Annotated in this window: 18 protein-coding genes; 7 read left to right on the forward strand and 11 right to left on the reverse strand. The window is 68.7% G+C overall.

The genetic code is table 11. From position 1 onward, the window contains the following. Window positions 1-10 precede the first annotated feature (10 nt). The 9 genes from ACFVXA_RS04585 to ACFVXA_RS04625 form a co-directional block, all read right to left on the reverse strand. A complete protein-coding gene (locus tag ACFVXA_RS04585; RefSeq protein WP_383735755.1) occupies window positions 11-811 on the reverse strand; it encodes a TetR/AcrR family transcriptional regulator in 801 nt (266 codons plus the stop codon). Between the two features lie 10 nt (window positions 812-821). Further along, complete coding sequence (locus ACFVXA_RS04590) at window positions 822-1,337, reverse strand: thiol-disulfide oxidoreductase DCC family protein (protein ID WP_390023847.1); 516 nt, start codon at window positions 1,335-1,337, stop codon at window positions 822-824. 5 nt (window positions 1,338-1,342) lie between these two features. Next, complete coding sequence (locus ACFVXA_RS04595) at window positions 1,343-1,750, reverse strand: hypothetical protein (RefSeq protein ID WP_362021699.1); 408 nt, start codon at window positions 1,748-1,750, stop codon at window positions 1,343-1,345. Between the two features lie 86 nt (window positions 1,751-1,836). Further along, window positions 1,837-2,247: a VOC family protein gene (locus ACFVXA_RS04600; RefSeq protein WP_390023798.1), complete on the reverse strand. Its 411-nt coding sequence runs from the start codon at window positions 2,245-2,247 to the stop codon at window positions 1,837-1,839. Window positions 2,248-2,561: 314 nt separating this feature from the next. Beyond that, entirely contained in the window at window positions 2,562-3,341 is a 780-nt protein-coding gene (locus ACFVXA_RS04605; protein ID WP_362021692.1) for a succinate dehydrogenase iron-sulfur subunit, read from the reverse strand. Next, window positions 3,341-5,095 (reverse strand): succinate dehydrogenase flavoprotein subunit, encoded by a 1,755-nt coding sequence (gene sdhA / locus ACFVXA_RS04610; protein ID WP_383735747.1) that lies wholly within the window; start codon window positions 5,093-5,095, stop codon window positions 3,341-3,343. The genes ACFVXA_RS04605 and sdhA overlap by 1 nt, the downstream gene beginning before the upstream one ends. Before the next feature lie 22 nt (window positions 5,096-5,117). Beyond that, window positions 5,118-5,609, reverse strand: a complete 492-nt coding sequence (locus tag ACFVXA_RS04615) for a succinate dehydrogenase hydrophobic membrane anchor subunit (protein WP_362021687.1) — start codon at window positions 5,607-5,609, stop codon at window positions 5,118-5,120. A gap of 5 nt (window positions 5,610-5,614) precedes the next feature. Next, window positions 5,615-5,995, reverse strand: a complete 381-nt coding sequence (gene sdhC, locus ACFVXA_RS04620; protein WP_362021684.1) for a succinate dehydrogenase, cytochrome b556 subunit — start codon at window positions 5,993-5,995, stop codon at window positions 5,615-5,617. 231 nt (window positions 5,996-6,226) lie between these two features. Next, window positions 6,227-6,829, reverse strand: coding sequence for a 2-oxo-4-hydroxy-4-carboxy-5-ureidoimidazoline decarboxylase (locus ACFVXA_RS04625; protein WP_362021681.1), 603 nt, complete (start codon window positions 6,827-6,829; stop codon window positions 6,227-6,229). A gap of 74 nt (window positions 6,830-6,903) precedes the next feature. On the opposite strand from ACFVXA_RS04625, the gene ACFVXA_RS04630 reads away from it, so the two are divergent. The 5 genes from ACFVXA_RS04630 to ACFVXA_RS04650 all read left to right on the forward strand — a co-directional run bounded on the left by ACFVXA_RS04630 (window position 6,904) and on the right by ACFVXA_RS04650 (window position 10,642). Next, on the forward strand, window positions 6,904-7,065 hold the full coding sequence (locus ACFVXA_RS04630; protein WP_362021678.1) for a hypothetical protein: 162 nt from the start codon (window positions 6,904-6,906) through the stop codon (window positions 7,063-7,065). Window positions 7,066-7,117: 52 nt separating this feature from the next. Beyond that, a complete protein-coding gene (locus tag ACFVXA_RS04635; RefSeq protein ID WP_390023800.1) occupies window positions 7,118-8,719 on the forward strand; it encodes a glycoside hydrolase family 20 protein in 1,602 nt (533 codons plus the stop codon). Window positions 8,720-8,962: 243 nt separating this feature from the next. Then, entirely contained in the window at window positions 8,963-9,484 is a 522-nt protein-coding gene (locus ACFVXA_RS04640) for a hypothetical protein (protein WP_390023802.1), read from the forward strand. Between the two features lie 85 nt (window positions 9,485-9,569). Next, on the forward strand, window positions 9,570-10,142 hold the full coding sequence (locus tag ACFVXA_RS04645; RefSeq protein WP_383903842.1) for a hypothetical protein: 573 nt from the start codon (window positions 9,570-9,572) through the stop codon (window positions 10,140-10,142). 119 nt (window positions 10,143-10,261) lie between these two features. Further along, entirely contained in the window at window positions 10,262-10,642 is a 381-nt protein-coding gene (locus tag ACFVXA_RS04650; RefSeq protein ID WP_362021667.1) for a hypothetical protein, read from the forward strand. Between the two features lie 115 nt (window positions 10,643-10,757). On the opposite strand, the gene ACFVXA_RS04655 is transcribed toward ACFVXA_RS04650, so the two are convergent. Together ACFVXA_RS04655 and ACFVXA_RS04660 are read right to left on the reverse strand one after the other, a co-directional pair. Further along, complete coding sequence (locus ACFVXA_RS04655) at window positions 10,758-13,511, reverse strand: FG-GAP-like repeat-containing protein (RefSeq protein ID WP_390023804.1); 2,754 nt, start codon at window positions 13,509-13,511, stop codon at window positions 10,758-10,760. Between the two features lie 109 nt (window positions 13,512-13,620). Then, the gene (locus ACFVXA_RS04660) at window positions 13,621-14,160 is read right to left on the reverse strand and encodes a hypothetical protein (protein WP_390023806.1); all 540 of its coding nucleotides are present in this window, start codon (window positions 14,158-14,160) and stop codon (window positions 13,621-13,623) included. A gap of 1,382 nt (window positions 14,161-15,542) precedes the next feature. Here ACFVXA_RS04660 and ACFVXA_RS04665 point away from each other — a divergent pair. Both ACFVXA_RS04665 and ACFVXA_RS04670 read left to right on the forward strand, forming a co-directional pair. Then, window positions 15,543-23,195, forward strand: a complete 7,653-nt coding sequence (locus tag ACFVXA_RS04665) for a DNRLRE domain-containing protein (protein WP_390023849.1) — start codon at window positions 15,543-15,545, stop codon at window positions 23,193-23,195. Continuing rightward, on the forward strand, window positions 23,189-23,716 hold the full coding sequence (locus ACFVXA_RS04670; protein ID WP_362021655.1) for a hypothetical protein: 528 nt from the start codon (window positions 23,189-23,191) through the stop codon (window positions 23,714-23,716). The genes ACFVXA_RS04665 and ACFVXA_RS04670 overlap by 7 nt, the downstream gene beginning before the upstream one ends. Window positions 23,717-23,762 lie beyond the last annotated feature (46 nt).

A 23,762-nucleotide genomic window follows, 5' to 3' on the forward strand; every position in this document is an offset into this window, starting at 1 on the left:
CGGACAGGCCCTAGGAGGCACCCTTCTTGGCCGGGTCGGGCAAGGCCTTGGTCATCCCGGGCAGGAAGTCCGTGAACAGCTCGTGCACCTCGTGGACGAGGGGCCGCAGCACCCGGAAGCGGGCCATGTAGACGCCCCGCGCGGTGAGCCGGGCCCCGCGCTCGGCCAGCCGGTAGCTGCGCTCGCGCCCTTCGGTCCGGTCGAAGACCCAGTACAGGACGAGCCCCATCTGGGAAAGCCACATCAACTCGGGCAGCACGTCCCGGAGTTCCGCCGGCACCTTCGTCTTCGCGCCGGCCAGCACCTCCCGGTGGACGCTGATGGCCTCCACGCGCGCGTGCTCCGACTCGGGGGAGAACGGGCTGAGCGGGCTGTCCGGATCGGCGGCGTTCTTGAAGAACTGCACCGCGAACTCGTGGTACGGCCTGGCGATGTCCAGCCATGCCTTGAGCACCCCGCCGAGCCGGGCCTCCAGATCGGTCTCGTGGTCCAGCACATCCCGGACCGCCACCTGATGCTCGGCGGCGATCCGGTCGTAGAAGCCCTGGATCAGGTGCTCCTTGCCGGCGAAGTAGTAGTACGCGTTGCCGACGGAGACCCCGGCCTCCTGGGCGATCGCCCGCATGGTCGTCTTGTCGTACCCGCGCTCCTGGAACAGCCGCATCGCCGTCTCCAGGATCAGGGCACGTGTCTGCTCGCTCTTGGCGGGGGTCTTCGCGGAGCCCTTTTCGGAGCCCTCGTCGGAGCTGTCCCGTCCGGGGCCGTCCTGTCGGGAGCTGTCCTGTCCGGGGCTGTCTGCTGGTGCTGGCACGGGGACGAGCCTAACGAGTGGAACCGGGGGCACCGCCGCCGCAGTCGCAGGCGGCGGGGTCGTACGTCCAGCCCGCGCTCGGGTCGTAGGTCCAGCCGTCGCCCCAGTGGTACACGCCACCGTCCCAGCGGTCCGGGGCGCGGGCCTCCCGCCACTTGGCGGCGGCGAGCGTCGCACCCCGCGCGAGCCGTGCACCGGCCGGCGTGCTGAGCCGATGGGCGAGCGACCGGTACTCGCGCAGGGCCCACAGGGTGACGACCCAGGCGGCGGCCCCCTGATACAGCTGCCCGCCGTCCCCTACGACGGTGATCTCGTCCAGGGTGGCCCGGTGGTCGAGCCCGGGGAAACGCCGCCGAGCCTCCTCGGAGCCGGCCGGAACGAACCGGAGCGGCACCAACTGCGCCTGCTTGCCGAGCCAGTCCCGAAGGAAGGAGCACAGGGAGCACCGCGCGTCGTACAGAACGGTGAGCCCGAGGACCGGGACGCGCGCGGCGCCCCGGTCCCGGACGGCTGCGAGGCCGGCCATCGAGGTCACGCCCCGGCCGTCGGCGCGACCCACCCGGTCGGGGCGACGGGCGGCAGCTGCTCCCGCTCCATCGCGCCCCGCCGCCGGATCCTGTTGAGCACGTACACGTTCCCCAGGTGCATGATGCCGAGGACCAGCAGCACCACGCCGAGCTTGGTCGACAGGGCCTCGAAGACCTGGCGGGTGTTCGTGATCTCGTCGCTTCCGCTCAGATAGAGCGCGATGAAGCCGAGGTTGACGAGGTAGAAGCCCACCACCAGCAGGTGGTTGACGGCTTCGGCGAGCTTCTCGTTCCCGTGCAGGACGTCGGCCAGGAAGATCCGCCCGTTGTGGCTCAGCGTGCGCGCCACCCAGACGGTCAGCCCGATGCTGACCAGCAGATAGACGACGTACGCGACGACCGTGAGGTCCATGTCCCCACCCCTTCTTGAACGCGTTCAAAACGCTGTCGAGAAAGAATGTAGACCTGCTTTTGAACATGTTCAAGTCAGGGGGGCGGTCAGCTCGGGCGGCCGAGCTCGGGCCGTTTTCCGTAGTCCGTGAATCCGATGACGTTGCCCCAGGGGTCGGCGAACTCGACGGTCCAGCCGGTGGCGACGGGGAAGGGGGCGTCCAGTGGCTGAATGCCGGCCGACGCCAGGGCGTCCGCCGCGGCCCGCGCGTCCCGCACCTCCAGCCACACCCGCGGCGAGGCCCACGACGGCGGCCGACGGCTCAGCTCCTCGTCCAGCCGCAACAGCACGCCCGGCGTCTCCTTGCCCACCTTCAGCAGCGCGATCCCGGCCTCGTCCAGCCGGAACGCCACCGGAAACCCCGCCCGCTCGTAGAACCCCACGGCCTCGCCGAGATCCCCGACGGACAGCAGCACGTTGTCGAACCCGAGCAGCTCGTATGACACGTCATCTGACATGCCATCAGATTAGGTCGGGGCCCTCCAGGGGCCCGGGGGGCTGACCGCGGGCCGAACATGTGATCACCCGTTGAGGTGAAGCGCCCACCCCGGACCGTCTCGACGTCATGGGGGACATGGCGATCGAACTCGCGGTGACCGATTGTCAGTGGTGGCTCGTACCGTCGGTGGCACAGACCGAGCTCGCGCTCAGGGCCTTCGCCGGGGACGGGTTTCTGGTGCTCGTGGGCAGCTGACCCGGCCTCCGGTACGGCGTGGGCCCCGCCCCGGCGACAAGCCGGGACGGGGCCCACAGAGACGTACAGGCAGAGACGTCAGAAGCGGCGCGTGATCAGGGCGCGCTTCACTTCCTGGATCGCCTTCGTGACCTCGATACCGCGCGGGCAGGCGTCCGTGCAGTTGAAGGTCGTGCGGCAACGCCACACGCCGTCCTTGTCGTTGAGGATTTCGAGGCGCTGCTCGCCCGCTTCGTCACGGCTGTCGAAGATGAAGCGGTGGGCGTTGACGATGGCGGCCGGGCCGAAGTACTGGCCGTCGTTCCAGAAGACCGGGCACGAGGATGTGCACGCCGCGCAGAGGATGCACTTCGTCGTGTCGTCGAAGCGCTCGCGGTCCTCGGCGGACTGCAGACGCTCGCGCGTCGGCTCGTTGGTGTCCTTCGTGATGAGGAAGGGCATCACGTCGCGGTACGCCTGGAAGAACGGGTCCATGTCGACGACCAGGTCCTTCAGGACCGTCAGGCCCTTTATGGCCTCGACCGTGATCGGCTTCTCGGGGTTGAGGTCCTTGATCAGCGTCTTGCAGGCAAGGCGGTTCTTGCCGTTGATCCGCATGGCGTCCGAGCCGCAGATGCCGTGCGCGCAGGAGCGACGGAAGGTGAGCGTTCCGTCCTGGTCCCACTTGATCTTGTGCAGCGCGTCGAGGACACGTTCCTTCGGGTCGATCTCCAGCTGGAAGTCTTCCCAGGTCGCCTCCGCCGAGATCTCCGGGTTGAAGCGGCGGATGCGGAACGTGGCGGTGATGTACGGGGAGTCGGCGAAGCCCGCCTCGGGCTGGCCGGCGCTGTCCGCCTTGTCGAGGGTCGGGGTAGCCATCAGTACTTACGCTCCATCGGCTGGTAGCGGGTCTGGACGACCGGCTTGTAGTCGAGACGGATGGACTCGGTGCCGTCGTCGCCGACCTCGCGGTACGCCATGGTGTGGCGCATGAAGTTGACGTCGTCGCGGTTCGGGTAGTCCTCGCGGTAGTGACCGCCGCGGGACTCCTTGCGGGCGAGGGCGGAAACGGCCATGACCTCGGCCAGGTCGAGCAGGTTGCCCAGCTCGATGGCCTCGAGGAGGTCGGTGTTGAACCGCTTGCCCTTGTCCTGGATCGAGACGTTCCGGTAGCGCTCGCGCAGCTCCGCGATCTTCTCGACCGCCGTCTTGATCGTCTGCTCGGTGCGGAACACCATCACGTTGGCGTCCATGCACTCCTGGAGCTCCCGGCGGATGTCGGCGACCCGCTCGGTGCCCGTGGAGGTGCGCAGGTGCTCGACCTGGGAGACGACCTGCGAGGCCGGGTCCTCGGGCAGCTCGACGTAGTCGGCCTTCACGGAGTACTCGGCCGCGGCGATGCCCGCACGACGTCCGAAGACGTTGATGTCGAGGAGGGAGTTCGTGCCGAGGCGGTTCGCACCGTGCACGGACACGCACGCGACCTCGCCGGCCGCGTACAGGCCCGGGACGACGGTCGTGTTGTCGCTCAGGACCTCACCCTCGACGTTCGTCGGGATGCCGCCCATCGCGTAGTGCGCGGTGGGCTGGATCGGGATCGGGTCCGTGTACGGCTCGATGCCCAGGTAGGTGCGGGCGAACTCCGTGATGTCGGGCAGCTTGGCGTCCAGCTGCTCCGGCGGGAGGTGGGTGAGGTCGAGGTAGACGTGGTCGCCCTCGGGACCGCAGCCGCGGCCCTCACGGATCTCCGTGTAGATGGAGCGGGACACGACGTCACGGGACGCGAGGTCCTTCATGACCGGCGCGTACTTCTCCATGAAGCGCTCGCCGTCCTTGTTGCGGAGGATGCCGCCCTCACCGCGGGCGCCCTCCGTCAGCAGGATGCCCATCCGCCAGATGCCGGTCGGGTGGAACTGGAAGAACTCCATGTCCTCCAGCGGCAGCCCGCGACGGTAGACCGCCGCCTGGCCGTCACCGGTCAGGGTGTGCGCGTTGGACGTCACCTTGAAGAACTTGCCGGTGCCGCCGGACGCGTAGATCACGGCCTTCGCCTGGAAGACGTGGATCTCGCCGGTCGCCAGCTCGTACGCGACGACGCCGGCCGAGTGCTTGACGCCGTCGATCTCGGTGATGAGCTGGTCGAGGACGTAGAACTCGTTGAAGAACTCCACGCCCTCCTTGACGCAGTTCTGGTACAGCGTCTGGAGGATCATGTGGCCGGTGCGGTCGGCCGCGTAGCAGGACCGGCGGACCGGCGCCTCACCGTGGTTGCGGCTGTGACCGCCGAAGCGGCGCTGGTCGATCGTCCCGTCCGGCGTCCGGTTGAAGGGCAGGCCCATCTTCTCCAGGTCGAGGACGGAGTCGATGGCCTCCTTCGCGAGGATCTCGGCGGCGTCCTGGTCGACCAGGTAGTCACCGCCCTTGACGGTGTCGAAGGTGTGCCACTCCCAGTTGTCCTCCTCCACGTTGGCCAGCGCGGCGGCCATGCCGCCCTGCGCGGCGCCCGTGTGGGAGCGGGTGGGGTAGAGCTTCGTCAGCACGGCGGTGCGGCTGCGCTTCGTCGCCTCGATGGCGGCGCGCATGCCGGCGCCACCGGCGCCGACGATGACGGTGTCGTACTTGTGGATCTTCATGGTGGTTGCCTCAGCCCCGTGCCTAGCGGATGTTCGGGTCGAAGGTGAAGATCACCAGCGTGCCCAGCAGGATGGTGAACACCGTGGCGGTGTAGAGCAGGCCCTTCAGCCACAGGCGGGTGTTCGCGCGCTCCGCGTAGTCGTTGATGACGGTACGCAGGCCGTTGGCGCCGTGCAGCATGGCGAGCCACAGCATCGCCAGGTCCCAGGCCTGCCACCACGGGGACGCCCAGCGGCCGGCCACGAAGGCGAAGCCGATCTTGGAGACGCCACCGTCGAGGACGAGCTGGATGAGCAGGTGGCCGAGGACCAGGACGACCAGGACGATGCCGGACAGGCGCATGAAGAGCCAGCCGTACATCTCGAAGTTGCCGCGGGTCGACTTCGGGGTCTTCTTGGTGCGCTTGCGCGGGGCCTCGATGAGCGGGGCCGGGTTGTCGACGCTGTACGCCGGGAACCCGCCCGCGCCCTCGACGGGGCCGATGCCGGAAGCGGCGGTCTCAGTAGTGGACATCTGCGTCAGCTCCCGAATACTTCGCGGAATGCGTGACCGAGGACGGGGTACAGGGCCCCGGCCATCAGCACGACCCAGATACCGACGACGGACCAGAGCATCTGCTTCTGGTAGCGCGGGCCCTTCGACCAGAAGTCGACGGCGATGACTCGCAGGCCGTTGAGCGCGTGGAAGAGGATGGCGGCGACGAGGCCGTACTCCAGCAGCGCGACGATCGGCGTCTTGTACGTGGATACGACCGTGTCGTATTCCTCGGGGGAGACACGGACGAGAGCGGTGTCCAGCACGTGTACGAACAGGAAGAAGAAGATGAGGACGCCGGTGACTCGATGAGCCACCCAGGACCACATTCCTTCCCGGCCGCGGTACAGCGTTCCAGCCGGCACGGAAGAACCCTCCGGGAGCGGGGATTGGGGCCTGCCGGCTTCTGTGTCGGTCGGCCCGGCCGGGTACGGTCCACCGGCCCTGGCCATCGTAGCGACGTGTTGTCGGAACGTTTACAGCGGCCCTATCTATGTGATCAAACTGGCAATCAATGAGGCACGTTCGGGCTATTACGGGCGGCCCTCAGGCGCCCGCGGGGCGGTCTGTGGCTGGTCGCGCGGTTCCGCGCGCCCTCAAAGGGGCACGTGAAAGTGGCGTACAAGACGGGTCAGGCGGCCCCTCGCCAGGCGGCGCAGCTCCTCCGCCGTGATCACCCGTTCCTCCTCCGGATCGTTTGTCAATCGTGATCGGATGGCGGCGAGCACCTGGTCCAGGGCCTCGTCCGGGGCCATGCCGTCCAGGCAGATGACGAACACGTGTCCGAATCGGCTCTCGTATGCGGCGTGCGCGGCACTCAGCGCGGTGTGGGCGGCGGAGTACGCGCCGTCCGGGAGCAGCGTGAGCGACTCGCCGGCCAGCGCCTCGGCGAGGTCGGCCGGGGTCAGGTCGTACGCCGCCTCGTCGGCCGCGGCCAGCAGCGCGCCCAGGTCCGGGTAGGGCCGGTGGTCGGCCAGGCGATGGGCCCAGCGCAAGCTGCGGCAGCAGGTCAGGAGGGCGCGCACCACCGCGTCGGCGGGCGCGGCGTTGAACCCCTCCAGGCGGGCCGGGGACGGCGCCGCGCTCTTCTGCTCGGGGAGGGCGACCTGGCCGGGGAGGCGTGGGAGACGGTGCGACGTCAGCGTGGGTCCTCGGCGGTGGGATGGAGAGGGGATCCGTTGACGTCCTGTGGGCGCCACGTGTGTTTCGGCAGGGGAAGAAGTGAGAGTTGTGCCGCTCACGCTATCGAGGAGTGTCAGGAGCTGTCCGACGGATGCCCGAATTTCACCCGCACGGGAGAGTTTCGGAACGTGTGGTGGACGGTCGGCGGCGGGGGCAGGGGCTTAGGTTCCCCGAGAAGACGCACGACGTGGAGACGTACATCCTGGAGATGTACGACCTGAAGCGGACCTCGATGGCGAAGTCAGGGGCGTGATGTGGTGAGTACGGGAAGGCGGCGGGCGCCGGCGGGGAGCAGGAGACGGCCGGTGGCGATCGCCACCGGGGTCGCGGTGGCGGGAGCGGCCGCCGCGACCCTCGCGCTGTGGCCCTCCGGCGGCGCCGGAGCGCCGGTGGGAGCGCGGGTGTCGCCGGCCGCCACATCGGCGGCCTCGCCCGCCGGCTCGCCCACGGCCACTCCCTCGCCGTCACCCTCTCCGACCGGCACGTATCCCCTCTCCCAGACCCCGCGCACCATCCCCGCCGTACGCGAGCACACCCCGGCGCGCGGTCCCGGCTGGCGCCCCACCGCCGGCGCCCGCGTGGTCGTGGACGACCCCGGCCTCGCCGACGAGGGGCGGCTGCTCGCCGGGGAGCTCAAGCTGGCGTACGCGGGACAGACGAATGCCCAGGACGGGGACGTCGAGCTCGGCCTCGACAAAGGGACCGCGGGACCGGAGTCGTACACCCTGACGGTCGAGAACCGGCGGGTCACGATCACCGCCCCGCAGGACACCGGTGTCTTCTACGGCACGCGCACGCTCAAGCAGGAGGTGCACGGCGGCGGTACGGCGCCGGAGGGCGTCGTCCGGGACCGGCCCGCGAAGCCGCAGCGCGGGTTCATGCTCGACATCGCGCGCAAGAACTTCACGGCGGCCTGGATCGAGGACCGGGTCCGGGAGCTGGGCGATCTGAAGTTCAACGAGCTCGGGCTGCACTTCTCCGACGACCAGGGTTTCCGCATCCAGTCGGACACGCACCCCGAGATCGTGTCGAAACAGCACCTCAGCAAGGCGGAGGTGCGCGCGATCATCGACCTCGCGGCGAGCCGGCACATCACGGTGGTGCCCGAGATCGACTCACCGGGCCACCTGGGCGCCGTCATCGCCGCGCACCCCGACCTCCAGCTGCGCAACGTCCAGGGGATCGCCACGCGCGGGGCCGTCGACATCTCCAAGCCCGCCGCGGCACAGCTCGTCGACGATCTCCTCAACGAGTACGCCGGCCTCTTCCCCGGCGCCTACTGGCATCTCGGCGGCGACGAGTACCAGGCGCTGACGGTGTCGAACCCGGCGGCGTCGTTCCCGCAGCTGGCCGCCGCGGCCAGGAACAAGTACGGATCCGGCGCGACCGTCGCCGACCTGGCGACCGGCTGGCTCAACGACCGCGCCCAGGTCATGCGCGGACACCACCGGACCCTGCGGGCGTGGAACGACGGCTTCTTCCGTGGGGGCACGGTCAAGGCGGACAGCGATCTGCAGGTGGCGTACTGGACCGGCAAGGAGCTCGGGGCCCGGCAGCCCGTCGAGTACCTCAGCGCGGGGCGCAAGCTCATCAACTACAACGACGAGTACCTCTACTACGTCCTCGGCCAGCCGCAGACCTTCGTCTACCCGACCGGGCAGCGCATCTACGAGCAGTGGACCCCGCTCGTCGTGCGCGGTTCCACGGCGGTCCCCGCGCGGTACGACGGGCAGATCCTCGGCGGGGTCTTCGCCGTCTGGTGCGATCGCTCGGCCGCGCAGACCCAGGACCAGGTGGCGGCGGGCATCCGGATGCCGCTGCGCGCGACCGTGCAGAAGCTGTGGGACCCGGGCCGACCCGCACTGTCCTGGGCCGACTTCAAGAAACTCGCCGACGGCTTGGGCTAGCGAGCAGCCTCGGGGACGGAGCGGCTGGGCGAGCGAGCCTCGCGGGGCGCGGTCGGCACGGGCTGGTCGATGGCTGGTCGTGCTGCGGCTGACCCGCATGCGGAACGAGAAGGCGCACCAGGGCCCGGTGCCGGTCGGCGTCTGAGGTGGTCCGACCGAATCGTCCCGTTCTCTGGCCAACCCCCGCACCGCTGTGGTGTATTCGCCCCGAGCCGCCGAACCGAGACACCGGGGGGAACCGGCATGGGCTACTGGGGCTACTACGTCGTGGGCAGAAGCGAGCGGCCGCTCGCGGAGCTGGACGCGCTGGCGGAGGCGGGGGGCGGGGGCGGCCTGGTGCTGCGGACCACGGCGCCCGACGGCTGGCAGGTCTGGGAGTATCCGAGCGGCCACGGCGAGATGGGGAACATGAGCACGCTCGCCCGGGAGACCGGCGCGCCCGCGCTCTTCGGATACGTCATGGACAGCGACTGCGTGGCCGTCGAGGCGGCCGCGCCGGACGGCGGCGCGTGGACGGCGTGTCTGGCACGGGAGGCGATGGCCCGGTATGTGGGCGGCGAGGGCGAACTCGGCGTCGACGACTACTTCCTGGAGCCGGCCGACGCCGTGGACCGGGCCGTCGCCTGGGCCGCCGAGGCCGGGCACACCGTCCCCGCCCAGCCCCTCCTCGGCGTACTGACCGAGGCCTCCGACCCGGAGCGCGGCCAGTTGGCCGAAAACCTCTTCTTCCGGTTCCTCGACCGGCTCGGTGTAGTGCCGCTGTGACACTCCTGGTCCGTCGCACGCAGTAAGGGGAAGTGCGGGCTCCGTAAGAAACAGGCGCCCTGTCGAGGGATTCGAGGGAGGCGTGATGAGCCTGGTGGAACTGATCGCTCAGGCCGACGAGCGAGGTCTGGCGGTGAGCGGTCTGGCTTGTTTGGATCGGTGCGTGCCCCTGCTGGGCGGCGAGGACGACAGCCTGCGGCCCCTGTGGGGGAGTCTGGCGGAAACGGACACGTGGGAGGAATGGGGCACGCAGCTGGACCAGGTGCGCGCCAAGCTGGACGCGGGCGACCCCGATCCGGCCGTCACCGACGAGGACGAGGCCGCCGTACTCGCCCGCCGGATGCTCGCAGCCATCCCCGCCGAGCCCTCGGCCGGCGCACTGCGCACCTGGGCCGACGCCTGCTCGGTGGCGGCGCTCCAGGTCCACCGGCTGCTCGACGCCGCCGAGGACGCGGCGTCCTGTGTGACAGCCCGCCGCGAGGGCCGTACGGACGGCATGTCGCCGCTGGTCGCCGCCGAACTGCGCCGCCAGGTCACCATCCTGGAACTGCTCGCGAGCCATGGCGCCGGCGGACTCCGCCTCGCTCTGCACGTCTCGACGGAGGGGCGGCGCGTACTGCGCGCGGTGGTGTCACGCAGGGCGCGCGGGAGGGCGTAAACCTGATTCCGCGCGGGGTTCCTGTGACCGTATTGCGGTGGACATGGCGGTCCTGAGCCGGTGTCGCGAACACGGCCGGGACCGGTGACGAATTCCGCTCGGCGGGCGCTTTTCCCGATGTGAACGCAACTCAGGAAACCAGGCCCTCAGCTGCGACGAAGCCCCTGCGTTGGGCGTCGGACACGGTCGCGACGATGCGCGAGGGCGCCCGGCTGCGCCTCGACTACTCGGCGCAGAGCCTGTGGCGCGTCGACCGGCTGATCGAGGAGATACGCCGGGACGGGGCGCCGTACGCCGCCGTGGAGACCGTGCTGCGCGGCTTCGGCGCGTACGCCGGCGAGGTCGTCGCGCGCTATACGGGCGCCGAGTGGTGGGAAACCGGGGGTGACCATTGGCTGCGCACCCCCGACGGCCGCCTGTGGGACCCGATCGACGAGGCGCGCCGCTGCTACGCGGGGGACGGGTCGCTGCGGCTGCTGTGCAGGGAGGCCACGAGGTAGGGCGGGACTGCCGGACTGCCGGACTGCCGGACTGCGGGACTGCGGGACTGCCGGACGGCGGGACTGCCGGGACGTGCGCGGTGCACGCCCCGGCCGGATGGCGAAGGCCCGCGCGCTACGGCGTCAGCGTCTGCCCCAGGTGCGCCCCCGCCGGCGTACCGAGCTGGGTCCTGCCGTAGACCGCGGCCTGGGTGAGCCCGAGTCCCGTGCTGTTGCTCGGCACGTACAGCAGGACGCCGTCGCCGCCGTCCTCGCCCTCGGTGCCGAGGGTCAGGTCGGTGCGCCCGTACCCGGAGAGGTCGGTGAGCGAGACGGCCGAGCCCAGCTGGTCGCCGGTCTCGGTGGAGCCGGGGAGGCCGGAGGTGTCCTGCGAGACGGCGATCGCACCCGAGCCGGTGAGGCCCGTCGAGGTGCCCTTGAGGAGGATCGCCGTACCCGCGTCGGAGCGGTTGACGCCGTCCCGCGTGATGTCCTCGTCCGGGGCGCCCGCGAAGACGTCCGCGTAGCCGTCGAGGTTGTAGTCGCCGACCGACACCGACGCGCCGAGCGCGTCGCCGGACTCGTTGGTGCCCGGAACGCCCGTGGTGTCCTGCTGGATCGTCGTCATGCCGGTGGTGGTGAAGCCGGTGGAGGTGCCGGGGACCATGGTGACCTGGCCGCCGGAGGCCGAGCCGGACTCGGAGGCGTACGGCTGGCCGATGACGAGGTCGTCGTAGCCGTTGCCGTTGACGTCGCCCGCCGCGATCGAACGGCCGCCCTTGACGCTGAGCGTGGAGACCTTCGTCAGGCCCGACGCGCCGCCCTTGAACCAGGTGACCCGGCCGATGCCGCCCGCGTCACGGTAGTTGAGGGCCACGTCCGCGTAACCGTCCCGGTTGAAGTCACCGGTCGTGGCGTCGGCGTACGCGATCGCGCTCGTCGAGGTGGTGAGCGTGCCCGTCTGGGTGGCGCCGCGGGTCAGGCGGGCGTTCCAGTTGCCGCCCCTGCCGGTGCCCGCGGCGAACACATCCGCCTTGCCGTCGGCGTCGAAGTCGCCGACCGTGACGGCCGAGCCGAGCTTGGCGCCGGCCGCGGTGACGCCCGAAGTAGCGTACGAGAAACCGGTGTTGAGGGCGGGACCGTACAGCACGGTGACCGAACCCCGGTCGGCGTTGCCGCTGGTGTCGTCCTCGCCGGGCGCGCCGATCGCGAGGTCCGCGGAGCCGTCGCCGTTGACGTCGCCCCACGCGGTGGCGGCTCCCCAGTTGTCGCCCGCCTCGGACGAGCCCGGGACGCCCGCGCTGTTCTGGGTCAGCGTCACCTTGGACGCGGGGACCGGGCCGTTGAGGTCGCCCGGCACGAGCGTGACGCTGCCGACTCCGCCCGAGGCCTTGGGCGTACCGGCGACGAGGTCGCTGACGCCGTCGCGGTTGAAGTCGGCGGTCGGGATCGCGGAGTTCCTGCCGGCGCTCGCCGCGTACCGGCGGATCTCGGCGAGCTTCGGGTAGAGGTTGGCGCCGGGGCAGGCGGTCGCGTTGGTGTCGCGGTGGCCGAAGACCGTGGGGAGCGTGATCGAGGTGCCCTTCTCGATCAGGTTGCCGTCCTGGCCCTTGGGGCTGCCGGAGACCAGCGTGACCTTGGCGTTCGGGTCGACCCCGTACATGCCGAACTTCCAGGCGACGATCCGGGAGATGGCCTCGAGGCCTGCCCGACTCGGCTTCGCGGTCTCGTAGTTGCCGATGTACGAGATGCCGACCGTGTTGGTGTTGAACCCGATGTCGTGGGCGCCGATCACCGGCAGGTCCATGCCGCCGCTGCGGCCCTCGAAGATCTGGCCGCACTTGTCGACGACGAAGTTGTAGCCGATGTCGAAGTAGCCGCGCGAGAAGTGCTCCTGCTGGATGGTGCGCAGCCGGGCCCGGGACTCGCCGCAGGAGAGCTTGTTGTCGCTGTCGACGCCGGTGTGGTGGATGACGGCGGCCTTGATCTCGGTGCCGTACTCGGGCGTGCCGTCGTAGTCCGTCGAGGCGCCCCACTGTGCCTGGGAGATGACGGGGGGCTTCACGACGGTCGACGGCCGGGGGGCCGGGACGGTGTCGGAGGGGGAGGGGGAGGGGGTCGGGGAGGCGGTATCGGTCGGGCTCGCGCTCGGCGACGTGGTGTCGGCGGGCGGAGACGGGTCCGTCGGGGTCGCCGAGCCGGTCGGCGCCGCTGTGTCGGTGGGGGATGCCGTATCGGTCGGGGATGCCGTGTCGGTGGGGGACGCCGAGTCGGTCGGGGTCACCGGGTCGGTCGTGGCGGGCGTGGTCTCCTGCGCCGGGTAGGCGTACGCGGCGGGCTCCGTGTTCGTCGTCGTACCGGCCGGATCGGTGCCCGGGTCGAGCAGCCGCACGTCCATCCCGGACGGCTGGTCCTTCGCGGGTGTCCCGTCCGCTCCGATCACGCGCACCTCGACGCCGTTCGCGTCACCGGTCCACAGGGACGCGGTGCCGCCGCGGGTTCCGGCCCGCGCGGCCTCGTCGCCGTCGGCCGAGAACGGGTCGTCGGGCAGCTTCTGCCAGCCCGACCACCTGCCCGTCTCCAGCTCGCGGTAGCGGACCTCGGGTGTGCCCTTGGGCTTCGCGTCCGGGTCGCTCCAGGTCAGCAGCACCGCGCTGAACCGGTCGGTGCCCTGCTGGTCCAGGCCCTTGCGGCCTGCGCCCTTGTCCTTGAGCTTGACCGTGTGCACGGCGGGCTTGCGGTACCCGCCGGCCTTGTCCGCCTGGTGCGTCGGGTTCGCGACGGCGTATGTGACGGCGCCCGCACCACCGAGCACGACGGCGCCGATCGTGATCCACGCTCTGCGCTTCAGACTCAGCGGTTTGTACGCATGCGTCGTCCTGCGACTCAACTACCCCACCCCTAGAGAACCTTCACAGTTGACCCACCCGCATCAGGGGGTGGCTTCCTATGCAGCGCACGGCACCTGCCGAACATCACGGCGGTAGGTGCGCCGCACCTCACTGCGGAACCGACGGCTCCGGCGAGGGCAGTTCGCTCTGGCAGGTGGCCCGCCCGAACTTCCCGAAGGCGGTGGCGGTCTGAACGTGCCGGCCCCGCACGGCGAGTTGGCAACTGGCGCGGCCGCCCTTCTCGCCGAGGGTGATGGTCACCAGGGGCGACGTGCCGAGCGGCACGCTCACGGTCCTCTTCCACGGCAGCGCGACATCGTCCGCCACCACGGCGTCCCCGGACTCGCTGCGCGCCTGGTACGTGATGTCGGCCCTGCCCTTGCCTTCGACCTCGTACGTCACCGCGGCGGTCGGCGCATGGTGCCGTTCCGGCTTCTCGGCGGTGTGGAGCACGCCGTAGACGACGACTCCGGCACAGCCGGCGAGGAGCACGCCGCCCACGGCGATTCCACGGAGGTCCGCGCCCTTCGAGGGTCTTTTCTCCGATGCTTCCGGCGAATTCCCGGCTGCTTCCGGGGTGTCGGAGCATTCCGACGTATCGGCGACTTCCGGGGCGCCGGTGTCGTCCGGATTCGGTGCGGATGGCATGGCGATCCCCCTTTCGGATCGGCCCGCATTCCGGGAATGAATGCGGGCGGCTGAAGAACCGTGCGGTTATATCTCATGGGCCCTGTCCCGATCCAACGACGGGAAAAATCCGACCAATCGGCCGCCCGGTTCACCGGTCCTGACCTGCGTTGAGGTGGGTGTCCGGATTGTCGCCTCCGTTGACATGGCCTCGTCCAGCTGATTAGAACTCGGCCTGCCGCAAAGGCGGCTCACAGGAAAGCAGGAAAGGCCGTTCGTTCATGACCGGCCGGGAAACGCCCGGCTGGTGGTTCGGCGTGCCCGCATTTCGGCAGGCGCGTCACCCGCACGCGAAAGGCCGGAATGGGGGCGGCGCCGCAACAGAGAGGGCATTGGACGTGAAAGTCCGATACGGGAGAGTGATCTCCTGTCTTGTGGTGTCCGCGGTCGTGAGTACCGCGCTGCCACAACTCGCCTACGCCGCCTCGTCCACGGAGGACGGCGGCGGCAAGGGTGTCGTCGACACGCTCAAGGACTGGTTCTCGGACGGCGACGGCGCGGGGCACGCCGAGCCTCCGTCCCACGACGAGCTGGACATCGCCGACCGGCAGAAGCTGCCGAAGGGCAGGAACGCGCCCAGGGCCAAGCGGGTCAAGGAGCTCACGAGTCGGCGTACGGCGGACGCGCGCTTCTGGCAGATGTCGGACGGCAGCGTCCAGGCGGAGCTGTCGGCGGTGCCGACGTCGTACCGCAACGGCACCGGCAAGAAGGCCACCTGGAAGTCGATCGACACGACGGTCCGCGGCAGCGGAGCGAAGGGCTTCGAGCTCGCCAACACCACGAACAACGGCCGCAGTTGGTTCGGCAAGGACGCCGACCGCCTGGTGCGTTTCGCGGCACCCGACGGCCGCTCGGTCACTCTCGGCGCGGAGGGCGCGGCCGGCGACCTGAAGCCGACGGCCAAGGGCTCCACGGTCACGTACAAGAACGCGCTGCACGGCGCGGACCTGGAGTACGCCGTCGGCCCCGGCCGGGTGAAGGAGAACATCACCCTCTCCGAACGCCCCACCGGTCCACTGAAGTTCACCTTCACCCTGGACACGGACGGGCTGACGCCGAAGGCCCGCAAGGACGGTTCCATCGCGCTGTACGGCGAGCTGCCGCACACCCCGGAGCTGGTGATCCCGGCGCCGTACATGACGGACGCGAAGAAGGCGGACAAGTCCGTCTTCGGGAAGACCTACAGCACCAAGGTCAGCCAGAAGCTGACCCGCGACGGCACGTCCTGGAAGCTGACGGTCACGCCGGACACGAAGTGGCTGGCCGCGAAGGAACGGCAGTACCCGGTCGTCATCGACCCGACGATCACCATCGCGCCGTCGCCGACCGACTCCCAGGACACCATGGTCCTCTCCGACCAGGCGTCGACGAACTTCAACACGACCTGGAAGCTGGCGGCGGGCAAGACCGACACGGGCACCGCCCGCTCGCTGATCAAGTTCCCGCTGAGCGAGATTCCCGCGGGTACGAAGGTCGACTCCGCGCGCCTGGAGATGTACTTCGATCAGGCGCACACCACCAATGCCAACGATGTCACCATCGGCGCCTACCGGGCGACCGGCGCGTGGACCGAGTCGACGGCGAACTGGACCAACACCAGCTCCCTGGTGGGTGAGCTGTCCGGTACCAGCGTCCAGGTCGACGACGGCGACGCGGGCACCACGGCGGCCGTGGGCAGCTGGCCCGCCTCGACCTCGTCGCTGGCGCAGTACGGCATCGGCGCCGACTACCGCGCCAACAAGGACACCGTCGCCGGGGACACCTACACCTGGCAGCCGAACATCAAGGACACCGCCTCCTATCGGGTCGACGCGCACTACGTGGCGGCCACGGACCGGGCGACGAACGCGCCGTACACGGTGACGTCCAAGGACGGCACGGCCACCTACACGGTGAACCAGCAGTCCGGCACCAACGGTGTGTGGGCGTCGCTGAACGGCGGCTCGCAGATCAACTTCGACAAGGGCACGGCGGGGAAGGTCGTCCTCGGCGACGGCCCGGCCTCCGCGACGACCGCGGTGATCGCGGACGCGGTGCGGTTCGTGAACCCGGCGTCGATCGTGAAAAACGTCGGCGAGTACAACCAGTGGCACAAGTTCCCGGTGACGGACACCGTCCAGCAGTGGCTGGACGGCACCTCCACCAACAACGGCTTCGTGCTCAAGGCCACCGACGAGACGGCCACCGCCCCCACCGGCGGGCCGCGCTACGAGTCCGGTGACGGCGACTACGGCGGTGAGACGGCCACCATCCCACGGCTGACCGTCACCTACGGCACCGTCGGTACGACGCTGAACTCGCCGACCGTGGTGCACGGCACCGGCCCGGAGCTGAGCTGGAAGGCGTACACGAACACCACCGGTGACCCCGGCCTCGACCCCGTCGAGTACCAGCTGCACCGCTCCACGCAACAGGCGTTCACGCCGTCCGCGGCGACCCTGGTCGCGCCGATCGACAAGTCGGCCACCGCCTACACGGACACCACCGCGACCCCGACGCCGGACTCCTCCTCGGTGGAGATCGGCCGGTCGTACTACTACCAGCTCGCGGTGAAGACGAAGAACGGCGGGCTGCTCGGCTCCCCGACCCGCATAGTCGGCGTTCCGAAGGCGGGCCGCACCATGCGGCTGATCCAGGGCACCTCCGGCGTCACGGACACGACCCTCGCGTCCGGCCAGCCGACCACCAACGAGGACACCATCGCCTCCTTCGGTGTCGGCCAGAAGTGGCTGAGCGTCGGCAACAACTCCACCACCTACGGCAAGACCCGCGCGGCGCTGAAGTTCACCACGTCGAGCATCCCGACCACGGCCACCGTGCTGGAGTCGCGCCTGTTCATGTGGGGCGCGGAGACCACGACCGGCACCGACGGCGCCATCTACGAACTCCATGGTCTGACCAAGGACTTCGACGAAACGACGGCCACCTGGAACAACGCCGCGTCGAGCACGGCGTGGACGGCACCGGGCGGTGACTTCTCCTCGACCGTCTCGGACACCGTCGCGACGGTCTCGGAGGTGGGCCGCCACTTCTGGGACGCCACGTCGCTCACCCAGGGCTGGATCAAGACCCCGTCCTCCAACAAGGGCGCGCTGGTCAAGCTCAAGGACGAGTCCGCCACCGGCCCGCAGGAGCGCTCGCTGTTCCTGTCGTCGGAGGCCCCCGACCCGCAGCTCGGCCCGCTGCTGCGCGTGATCTACGTGGACTCCACTACCGACGACACGTACTACGCGCCGCAGACCCCGGCCCGGATGACCCCCAACTCCACCTACACGGTGGACATGACGGTCACCAACACCACCAGCGCCGCCTGGGCCGCCGGTGAGCGCGTGATGTCGTACACCTGGAAGCTTCCGGACGGCACGGACGTGACGACCGGCGGCAACCAGCTCTCCACGGCCGTCCCGGCGCTCTCGCCCGGCCAGTCGGCGACGATCCAGGCGCAGGTCAAGACCCCCATCAACTCCGATGAGGGCAACAAGCGCACCGACTACGTGCTGGGCTGGGACGTCAGGAAGGTCTCGGACGGCAGCTGGCTGTCGGCCGGCACCGGCGGCATCCCGTCCCTGAAGCAGGACGTGGCGGTCGAGGACCCGACCTCCAACGCGCTGGGCCTGGAGAAGTTCTACTCGTACACCGGGAAGAACACGGGCGCGGGCTCGACGGTCATGAACAACCTGGCCTCCGGCAACAGCGTGTGGTCGTACAACGCGTTCACGAACCCGGGCCGTGGTCTGAGCACCTTCGCCCGCTTCTCGTACAACTCACTCGACACGTCCGACACCGTGCTCGGCGCGGGCTGGTCCGGCCAGGCAGCCGGTCCCATCCGCCTCGGCGCATCGCTGGACTTCCACCCCAACCCGAACCCGACGGAGATCCGTCTCCCGGACGGTGACGGCACGACCCACGTCTTCACCAAGCAGGCGGACGGTACGTGGAAGGCCCCGGCCGGTGTCCACTACAGGGTCACGATGAAGACGGGCCTGGACTGCACGCCGAACAAGGACCCGATCCCCGACGCCTGGACGCTCACGCGCCCCGACGGCACCCGCTTCCTCTTCGGCTGCGACGGCTACCTGACGTCCACGGTCGACAAGAACGGCAACACGCAGACGTTCACATACGAGGAACGCAAGTCCAACAACAAGCCGACCAAGTTCCTCACGTACATAACGGACCCGGCGTCCCGCCAGTCCCTGACGGTCACCTACTACAAGAAGGGCGACGCGTCGTACGACTACATCGACGACACGGGCGCCAAGGTCAGCGACACCAACCTCACGAACTCGAAGATCTACGACCACGTGAAGTCCATGACGGACATCTCGGGCCGCAAGGTCTCCTTCTACTACACGACGAAGGGCCTGCTCGGTCGGTTCACCGACGGCGACGGCTCGTCCCAGCCGAAGGTCTTCAAGTTCACCTACGACGCCACCCAGGGCAACAAGAACGTCAAGCTGGTGACGGCCACCGACCCGCGCGGCCACGACACCAAGCTGGCGTACTACGCGCCGCAGAACGGTGACGACCCGAAGTACCACTGGTGGACGAAGACGATCACGGACCGTCTGAACGGGGCGACGGGCTTCGCATACGCGGCGGACACCGCGAACACGAAGTTCACCGACAGCACGGTGACGGATGCCGAGACGCACGCCACGAAGTACGTGACGGACGACTTCGGCCGCCCGGTCCAGACGACCAACGCCAAGTCCCAGACCGCGAAGATGAGCTGGGACGCCGACAACAACGTCACGTACCTGGAGGAGGACAACGGCGCCAAGACCGCGTACTGCTACGACCAGAAGACGGGCTACCCGCTCTGGCAGCGCGACGCGGAGAACAACAAGGCGGGAGTGCCGGACCAGACGACCACCTGTGTCTCGGACACCTCCAAGTGGCCGGCGAACGCGGCGAAGTACGAGTACCAGACGCGTGCGGACGGCTTCTCGGCGGACCTGTTCCGCAAGACCTCCCCGGAGGGCCGGGCCTGGCAGTTCGGGTACGACAGCTTCGGCAACCTGAAGACGGTCACGGACCCCAAGGGCGTCGCGACCACCACGGTGCCGGACGACTACACCACCAAGTACGAGTACGACGCCTACGGTGAGCTGACCAAAGCGACGGACGCCAACGGCAACCCGACGACGTACAGCGATTTCACGCCGGTCGGCTACCCGAACACCATCACGGACGCGCTGAACAAGTCCACGTCGTCCATCTACGACGAGCGCGGTCAGGTCACCCAGATCACCGATGCGCTGGGCAAGAAGACCACGCAGACGTACGACACGTACGGTCGTCCGCTGGTCAAGACGGTGCCCAAGGACCAGGCAGCCGGTGTCCTGATCACGAGCCCCGCGCCGGTGTACGACGCCAACGACAACATCACCACCTCCACCGCTCCCAACGGGGCCGTGATGACGGCGACGTACGACTCCGCGGACCAGATGGTCTCGTCGACGGACCCGACGGACACGCCGAGCGGTCCCGAGCGCAGGACCGACTACACGTACGACAAGGTCGGCAACCTGAAGTCGACCACCCAGCCGAAGGGAACCGCGACCACCGCGGACCCGAACGACTACGCCACCACCTACAACTACGACGCGATCTACCAGCCCACCTCCGTGGTCAACGCCGCCGGCGACAAGATCTCGTACGAGTACGACAACGTCGGCAACGTCGTCACGGTCATCGACCCGAAGAAGAACGCGACCACGGACCCCGCCGACTACACCTCCAAGTCGGCCTACGACCTGAACCACCGGGTCGTATCGGTCACCGACGCGCTGGGCAAGACCAGCTCGCGTACCTATGACAAGGACTCGCTCGTCGTCGCCAGCAAGGACGCCGAGAACAACGAGACCCTGATCACCTACGACGAGCGGGGCAAGCAGACCGAGGTCAAGGTCCCGCACGAGGGCACCACGACACGGTCGACGAAGTACGAGTACGACCAGGTCGGCAACACCACGAAGGTGATCACTCCGCGCGGTGTCGCAACGGCGACCGCCGACGACTTCACCTCCCGTACCGAGTACGACGAGCTGAACCGCCCGGTGAAGCAGTTCCAGCCGTACGACCCGGCGGACGGCCGCTACAACAACCCGAACGTCTACACCCAGACGTCCTACGACGCGGTGGGCAGGGTCGCCAAGACCTCGATGCCGCCGTCCGAGGGCCAGACAGTCCGCAACGACACCACGTACTCGTACTTCGACAACGGCTTGACCAAGTCGTCGACGGATCCGTGGGACATCGTCACCACGTACGACTACAACGAGCTGGGCCGGCAGACCGCGCGCACCATCACCTCGGCGGGAGGCTCCGCCAACCGCACGATGAGCTGGTCGTTCTACCCGGACGGCAAGCTGAAGTCGAAGTCGGACGACGGTGTGCCGGTCGGCAGCGCTGTCCCGCTCGTCGACAACTCCGACACCCAGAACACCTCGTCCACGGGTACGTGGACGAAGGGTGACATCAGCGGCCAGCAGGGCTACGACCACCGGACGCACGCGTCCGGCACTGGCTCCGACGCCTTCACCTGGACGCTCAACATCCCGAAGGACGGCACGTACACCGCGTACGTGAAGTTCCCGAAGGTGACCGGGGCAGCGACGGGCGCCAAGTACACGCTCGTCCACGACGGGACCACCGAACCGGTCGTCACGAAGGACCAGAACGCGGGCACGGGCACGTGGGTGTCGCTCGGCTCGTACAGCCTCAAGCAGGGCAACGCCACCACGCTGAAGCTCGACCAGAGCAGCACCGGCATCACCGTCGCCGACGGCGTCAAGCTCGTCCGCGACAACTCGAGCGACACGGACAACGAGAAGCACACCTTCGCCTACGCCTACGACGTCAACGGCAACCTGACGACGATCGACGACACCTCACCCGGTGCGCCGGTCGACGACTACACCGTCGCCTACACGGGCCTGGACCAGATCCAGAAGGTCACCGAGTCGCTCGCGGGCCAGGAGAAGAAGTCCACCTCCTACAGCTACGACGCCGACAGCCAGCCGCTCACGGTCACCCACCCGGACCAGTACTCCGCGTACACGTACGACGCGCGTGAACAGACCAAGACGATCTCGGTCGGCAAGTCCGCCACGGACACGTCTCCCAAGGTCACGTCGTACACGTACACCGATCGCAGTCAGGTCCTGCGGGAGACCAAGAACAACGGCAACACGGTCGACAACACCTACTTCCTCGACGGTGCGCTCAAGACCGCCGTGGAGAAGAAGGCCGACGGCACCCTCGCGACCTCGCACACCTACGACTACGACGCCAACGGCAACCAGGCACAGGACGTCGCGAAGAAGATGAACGCCGACAACCACTCGGCGTACCTCGACTCCACGACCAACTACACCTACGACCCGGTCGACCGGCTCGCCAAGTCGGTCAAGACCGGCAACGGCGCGTCGACCGACACGTACGTCCACGACGACAACTCCAACGTCATCAGCCAGACGGTCAAGGACACGTCCACGACCTTTGCCTACGACCGCAACCGGCTGCAGAGCGCGTCCGTCGCGGGTACGGCGTTCCAGTACAACTACGACCCGTTCGGCCGCCAGGAGTCGGTCACCAGCAACGGAAAGGTCGTCGGCCGCAGCGTGTACGACGGCTTCGACCACGTCGTCGATTCCCAGAAGATGGACGGGACCGGCGCGATGAAGTCGACGAAGTACACCTTCGACCCGCTCGACCGCACCCTGTCCAAGACCGCCGACGGCAAGACCACAGACTTCGAATACCTGGGTCTTTCCAGCGAGGTCCTGGATGAGAAGGTCGCCGGCCAGCTGTCCAAGTCCTTCCAGTACAGCCCGTGGGGCGAGCGCCTGTCCCAGGTCAAGCAGAACACGGACGGCACGACCGAGGACACGTACTACAGCTACAACAGCCACACCGACGTCGACGCGCTGACCGACAAGAACGGTGACACCAAGGCCACTTACGGCTACACCGCCTACGGCAGCGACGACACCTCCGAGTTCACCGGCATCGACAAGCCCGACGCCCAGAACCCCACCAAGGAGGACTACAACCCGTACCGGTACAACGGCAAGCGCTGGGACGCCCAGTCCGGCACGTACGACATGGGCTTCCGTGACTACAGCCCGGGCCTCAACCGGTTCACCAGCCGGGACATGTACACCGGCGCGCTGGCCGACATGGGTCTCGGTGCCGACCCGTTCACCGGAAACCGCTACGCCTTCGGCGGCGGCAACCCGGTGAGCAACGTCGAACTGGACGGCCACATCTTCGGCATCGACGATGCGATCGAAGGCGTCGGCGCGCTCGTCGTGGTCGCCGTGGTCGTGACGTACGCGGTCGCGACCGACAAGGACGTGTCGGACTCCCTCAACGACGCCTTCACCTCGATCACGTCGAGCATCTCGGACCTCTTCAGCAGCGACGACGACCCGGAGCCGGAGCCGGAGCCGGAGCCGGCTCCCCGGCGTCCCGGTCCCCTGCCCGGCGACTCGAACAACAAGCAGCGGTGTGACTCCGAGCCCAAGTCGTCCCGCTTCCAGTACCAGCCGCTGGACGGGGCGGGCCGTTCCCAGGGGGCGACTGCGCTGATCTGCCCCAGCGACTACAAGCCCAAGGGGGCGAAGAGGTCCACCAGTAGCAAGGTGGACGTCTACGGATTCCCGGACCCGGCGCAGAACAAGGACCTGAACGGAGACCCCATTTTCCACCGCTCGCACATCCTCGGGGACAAGATGGGCGGCGACTGGGTCTCGCAGAACCTCTTCACCGGGTTCGGGCGCCAGAACACCAGTGGTATGCGGCGGTGCGAGACCAAGATGGAGAAGCAGCTCGCGGCCGGAAAGTGGGTCCAGTACACAGGGAAGCTCAACTACAGTCACACCACGGGAATACCGGACAGCATCACCATGTCCGCCTACACCGAGGACGGGCCATTGTTCAGCAACGTCGTGGTTCAGAACAGCATGGATTGGCAGACGACATGCTGAGGGTCGAAGAGTTGGAGGCCGCGCTTCCGTCGATGACGCAGTGGCGTGTGGCGGCGGGTCGTAGCGTGGACTGGGCTGCCCTCGAAGCGGACCTGGGTACGGCGCTGCCGTCCGACTACCGGTCCCTGGCGGAGGCGTATCCGGCACTGGTCATCGACGACTTCCTCTTCCTGTCCGTGCCGCGGCCCGGGGTCGAGACGGCATGGGCGTCCGGGGCCAGGGAGTCGGCCGAGATCCTCCAGGATCTGTACGAGATGGGCGACACCGAGGACTACGTCCCCTACCCGCGGCCCGGTGGTCTGTTGCGCTGGGCGGAGTCCAATGAGGGGGACTACCTCTACTGGAGGATGAGCTCACCCGACCCGGACTCCTGGCCTGTGGTGGTGCGGGGGGCCAACGGTGACTGGTCGGAGTTCCCGGTCGGTGCCGTGGAGTTCCTGACCGGCGTGTACCGGCGGACCATCGACGTGCCGGGCCTGCCCGAGGGCTTCCCGAGTGACGCCCCGAAGGTAGTGTCCTGAGCGACCGCATCGACTGATCGGCAGCTGATCCACAGGCACATGTGAA

Origin of the sequence: Streptomyces sp. NPDC058246 (assembly GCF_042881985.1) — a bacterium.
Lineage (GTDB): Bacteria > Actinomycetota > Actinomycetes > Streptomycetales > Streptomycetaceae > Streptomyces.

Coding starts and splice junctions, on each gene's coding strand:
- ACFVXA_RS04670 (WP_362021655.1), top strand. CDS start 23,189: ATGCTGAGGGTCGAAGAGTTGGAGGCCGCGCTTCCGTCGATGACGCAG.
- ACFVXA_RS04600 (WP_390023798.1), bottom strand. CDS start 2,247: ATGTCAGATGACGTGTCATACGAGCTGCTCGGGTTCGACAACGTGCTG.
- ACFVXA_RS04595 (WP_362021699.1), bottom strand. CDS start 1,750: ATGGACCTCACGGTCGTCGCGTACGTCGTCTATCTGCTGGTCAGCATC.
- ACFVXA_RS04605 (WP_362021692.1), bottom strand. CDS start 3,341: ATGGCTACCCCGACCCTCGACAAGGCGGACAGCGCCGGCCAGCCCGAG.
- ACFVXA_RS04660 (WP_390023806.1), bottom strand. CDS start 14,160: ATGCCATCCGCACCGAATCCGGACGACACCGGCGCCCCGGAAGTCGCC.
- ACFVXA_RS04665 (WP_390023849.1), top strand. CDS start 15,543: ATGGTCCTCTCCGACCAGGCGTCGACGAACTTCAACACGACCTGGAAG.
- ACFVXA_RS04640 (WP_390023802.1), top strand. CDS start 8,963: ATGGGCTACTGGGGCTACTACGTCGTGGGCAGAAGCGAGCGGCCGCTC.
- ACFVXA_RS04645 (WP_383903842.1), top strand. CDS start 9,570: ATGAGCCTGGTGGAACTGATCGCTCAGGCCGACGAGCGAGGTCTGGCG.
- ACFVXA_RS04590 (WP_390023847.1), bottom strand. CDS start 1,337: ATGGCCGGCCTCGCAGCCGTCCGGGACCGGGGCGCCGCGCGCGTCCCG.
- ACFVXA_RS04630 (WP_362021678.1), top strand. CDS start 6,904: ATGCCCGAATTTCACCCGCACGGGAGAGTTTCGGAACGTGTGGTGGAC.
- sdhA (WP_383735747.1), bottom strand. CDS start 5,095: ATGAAGATCCACAAGTACGACACCGTCATCGTCGGCGCCGGTGGCGCC.
- ACFVXA_RS04615 (WP_362021687.1), bottom strand. CDS start 5,609: ATGTCCACTACTGAGACCGCCGCTTCCGGCATCGGCCCCGTCGAGGGC.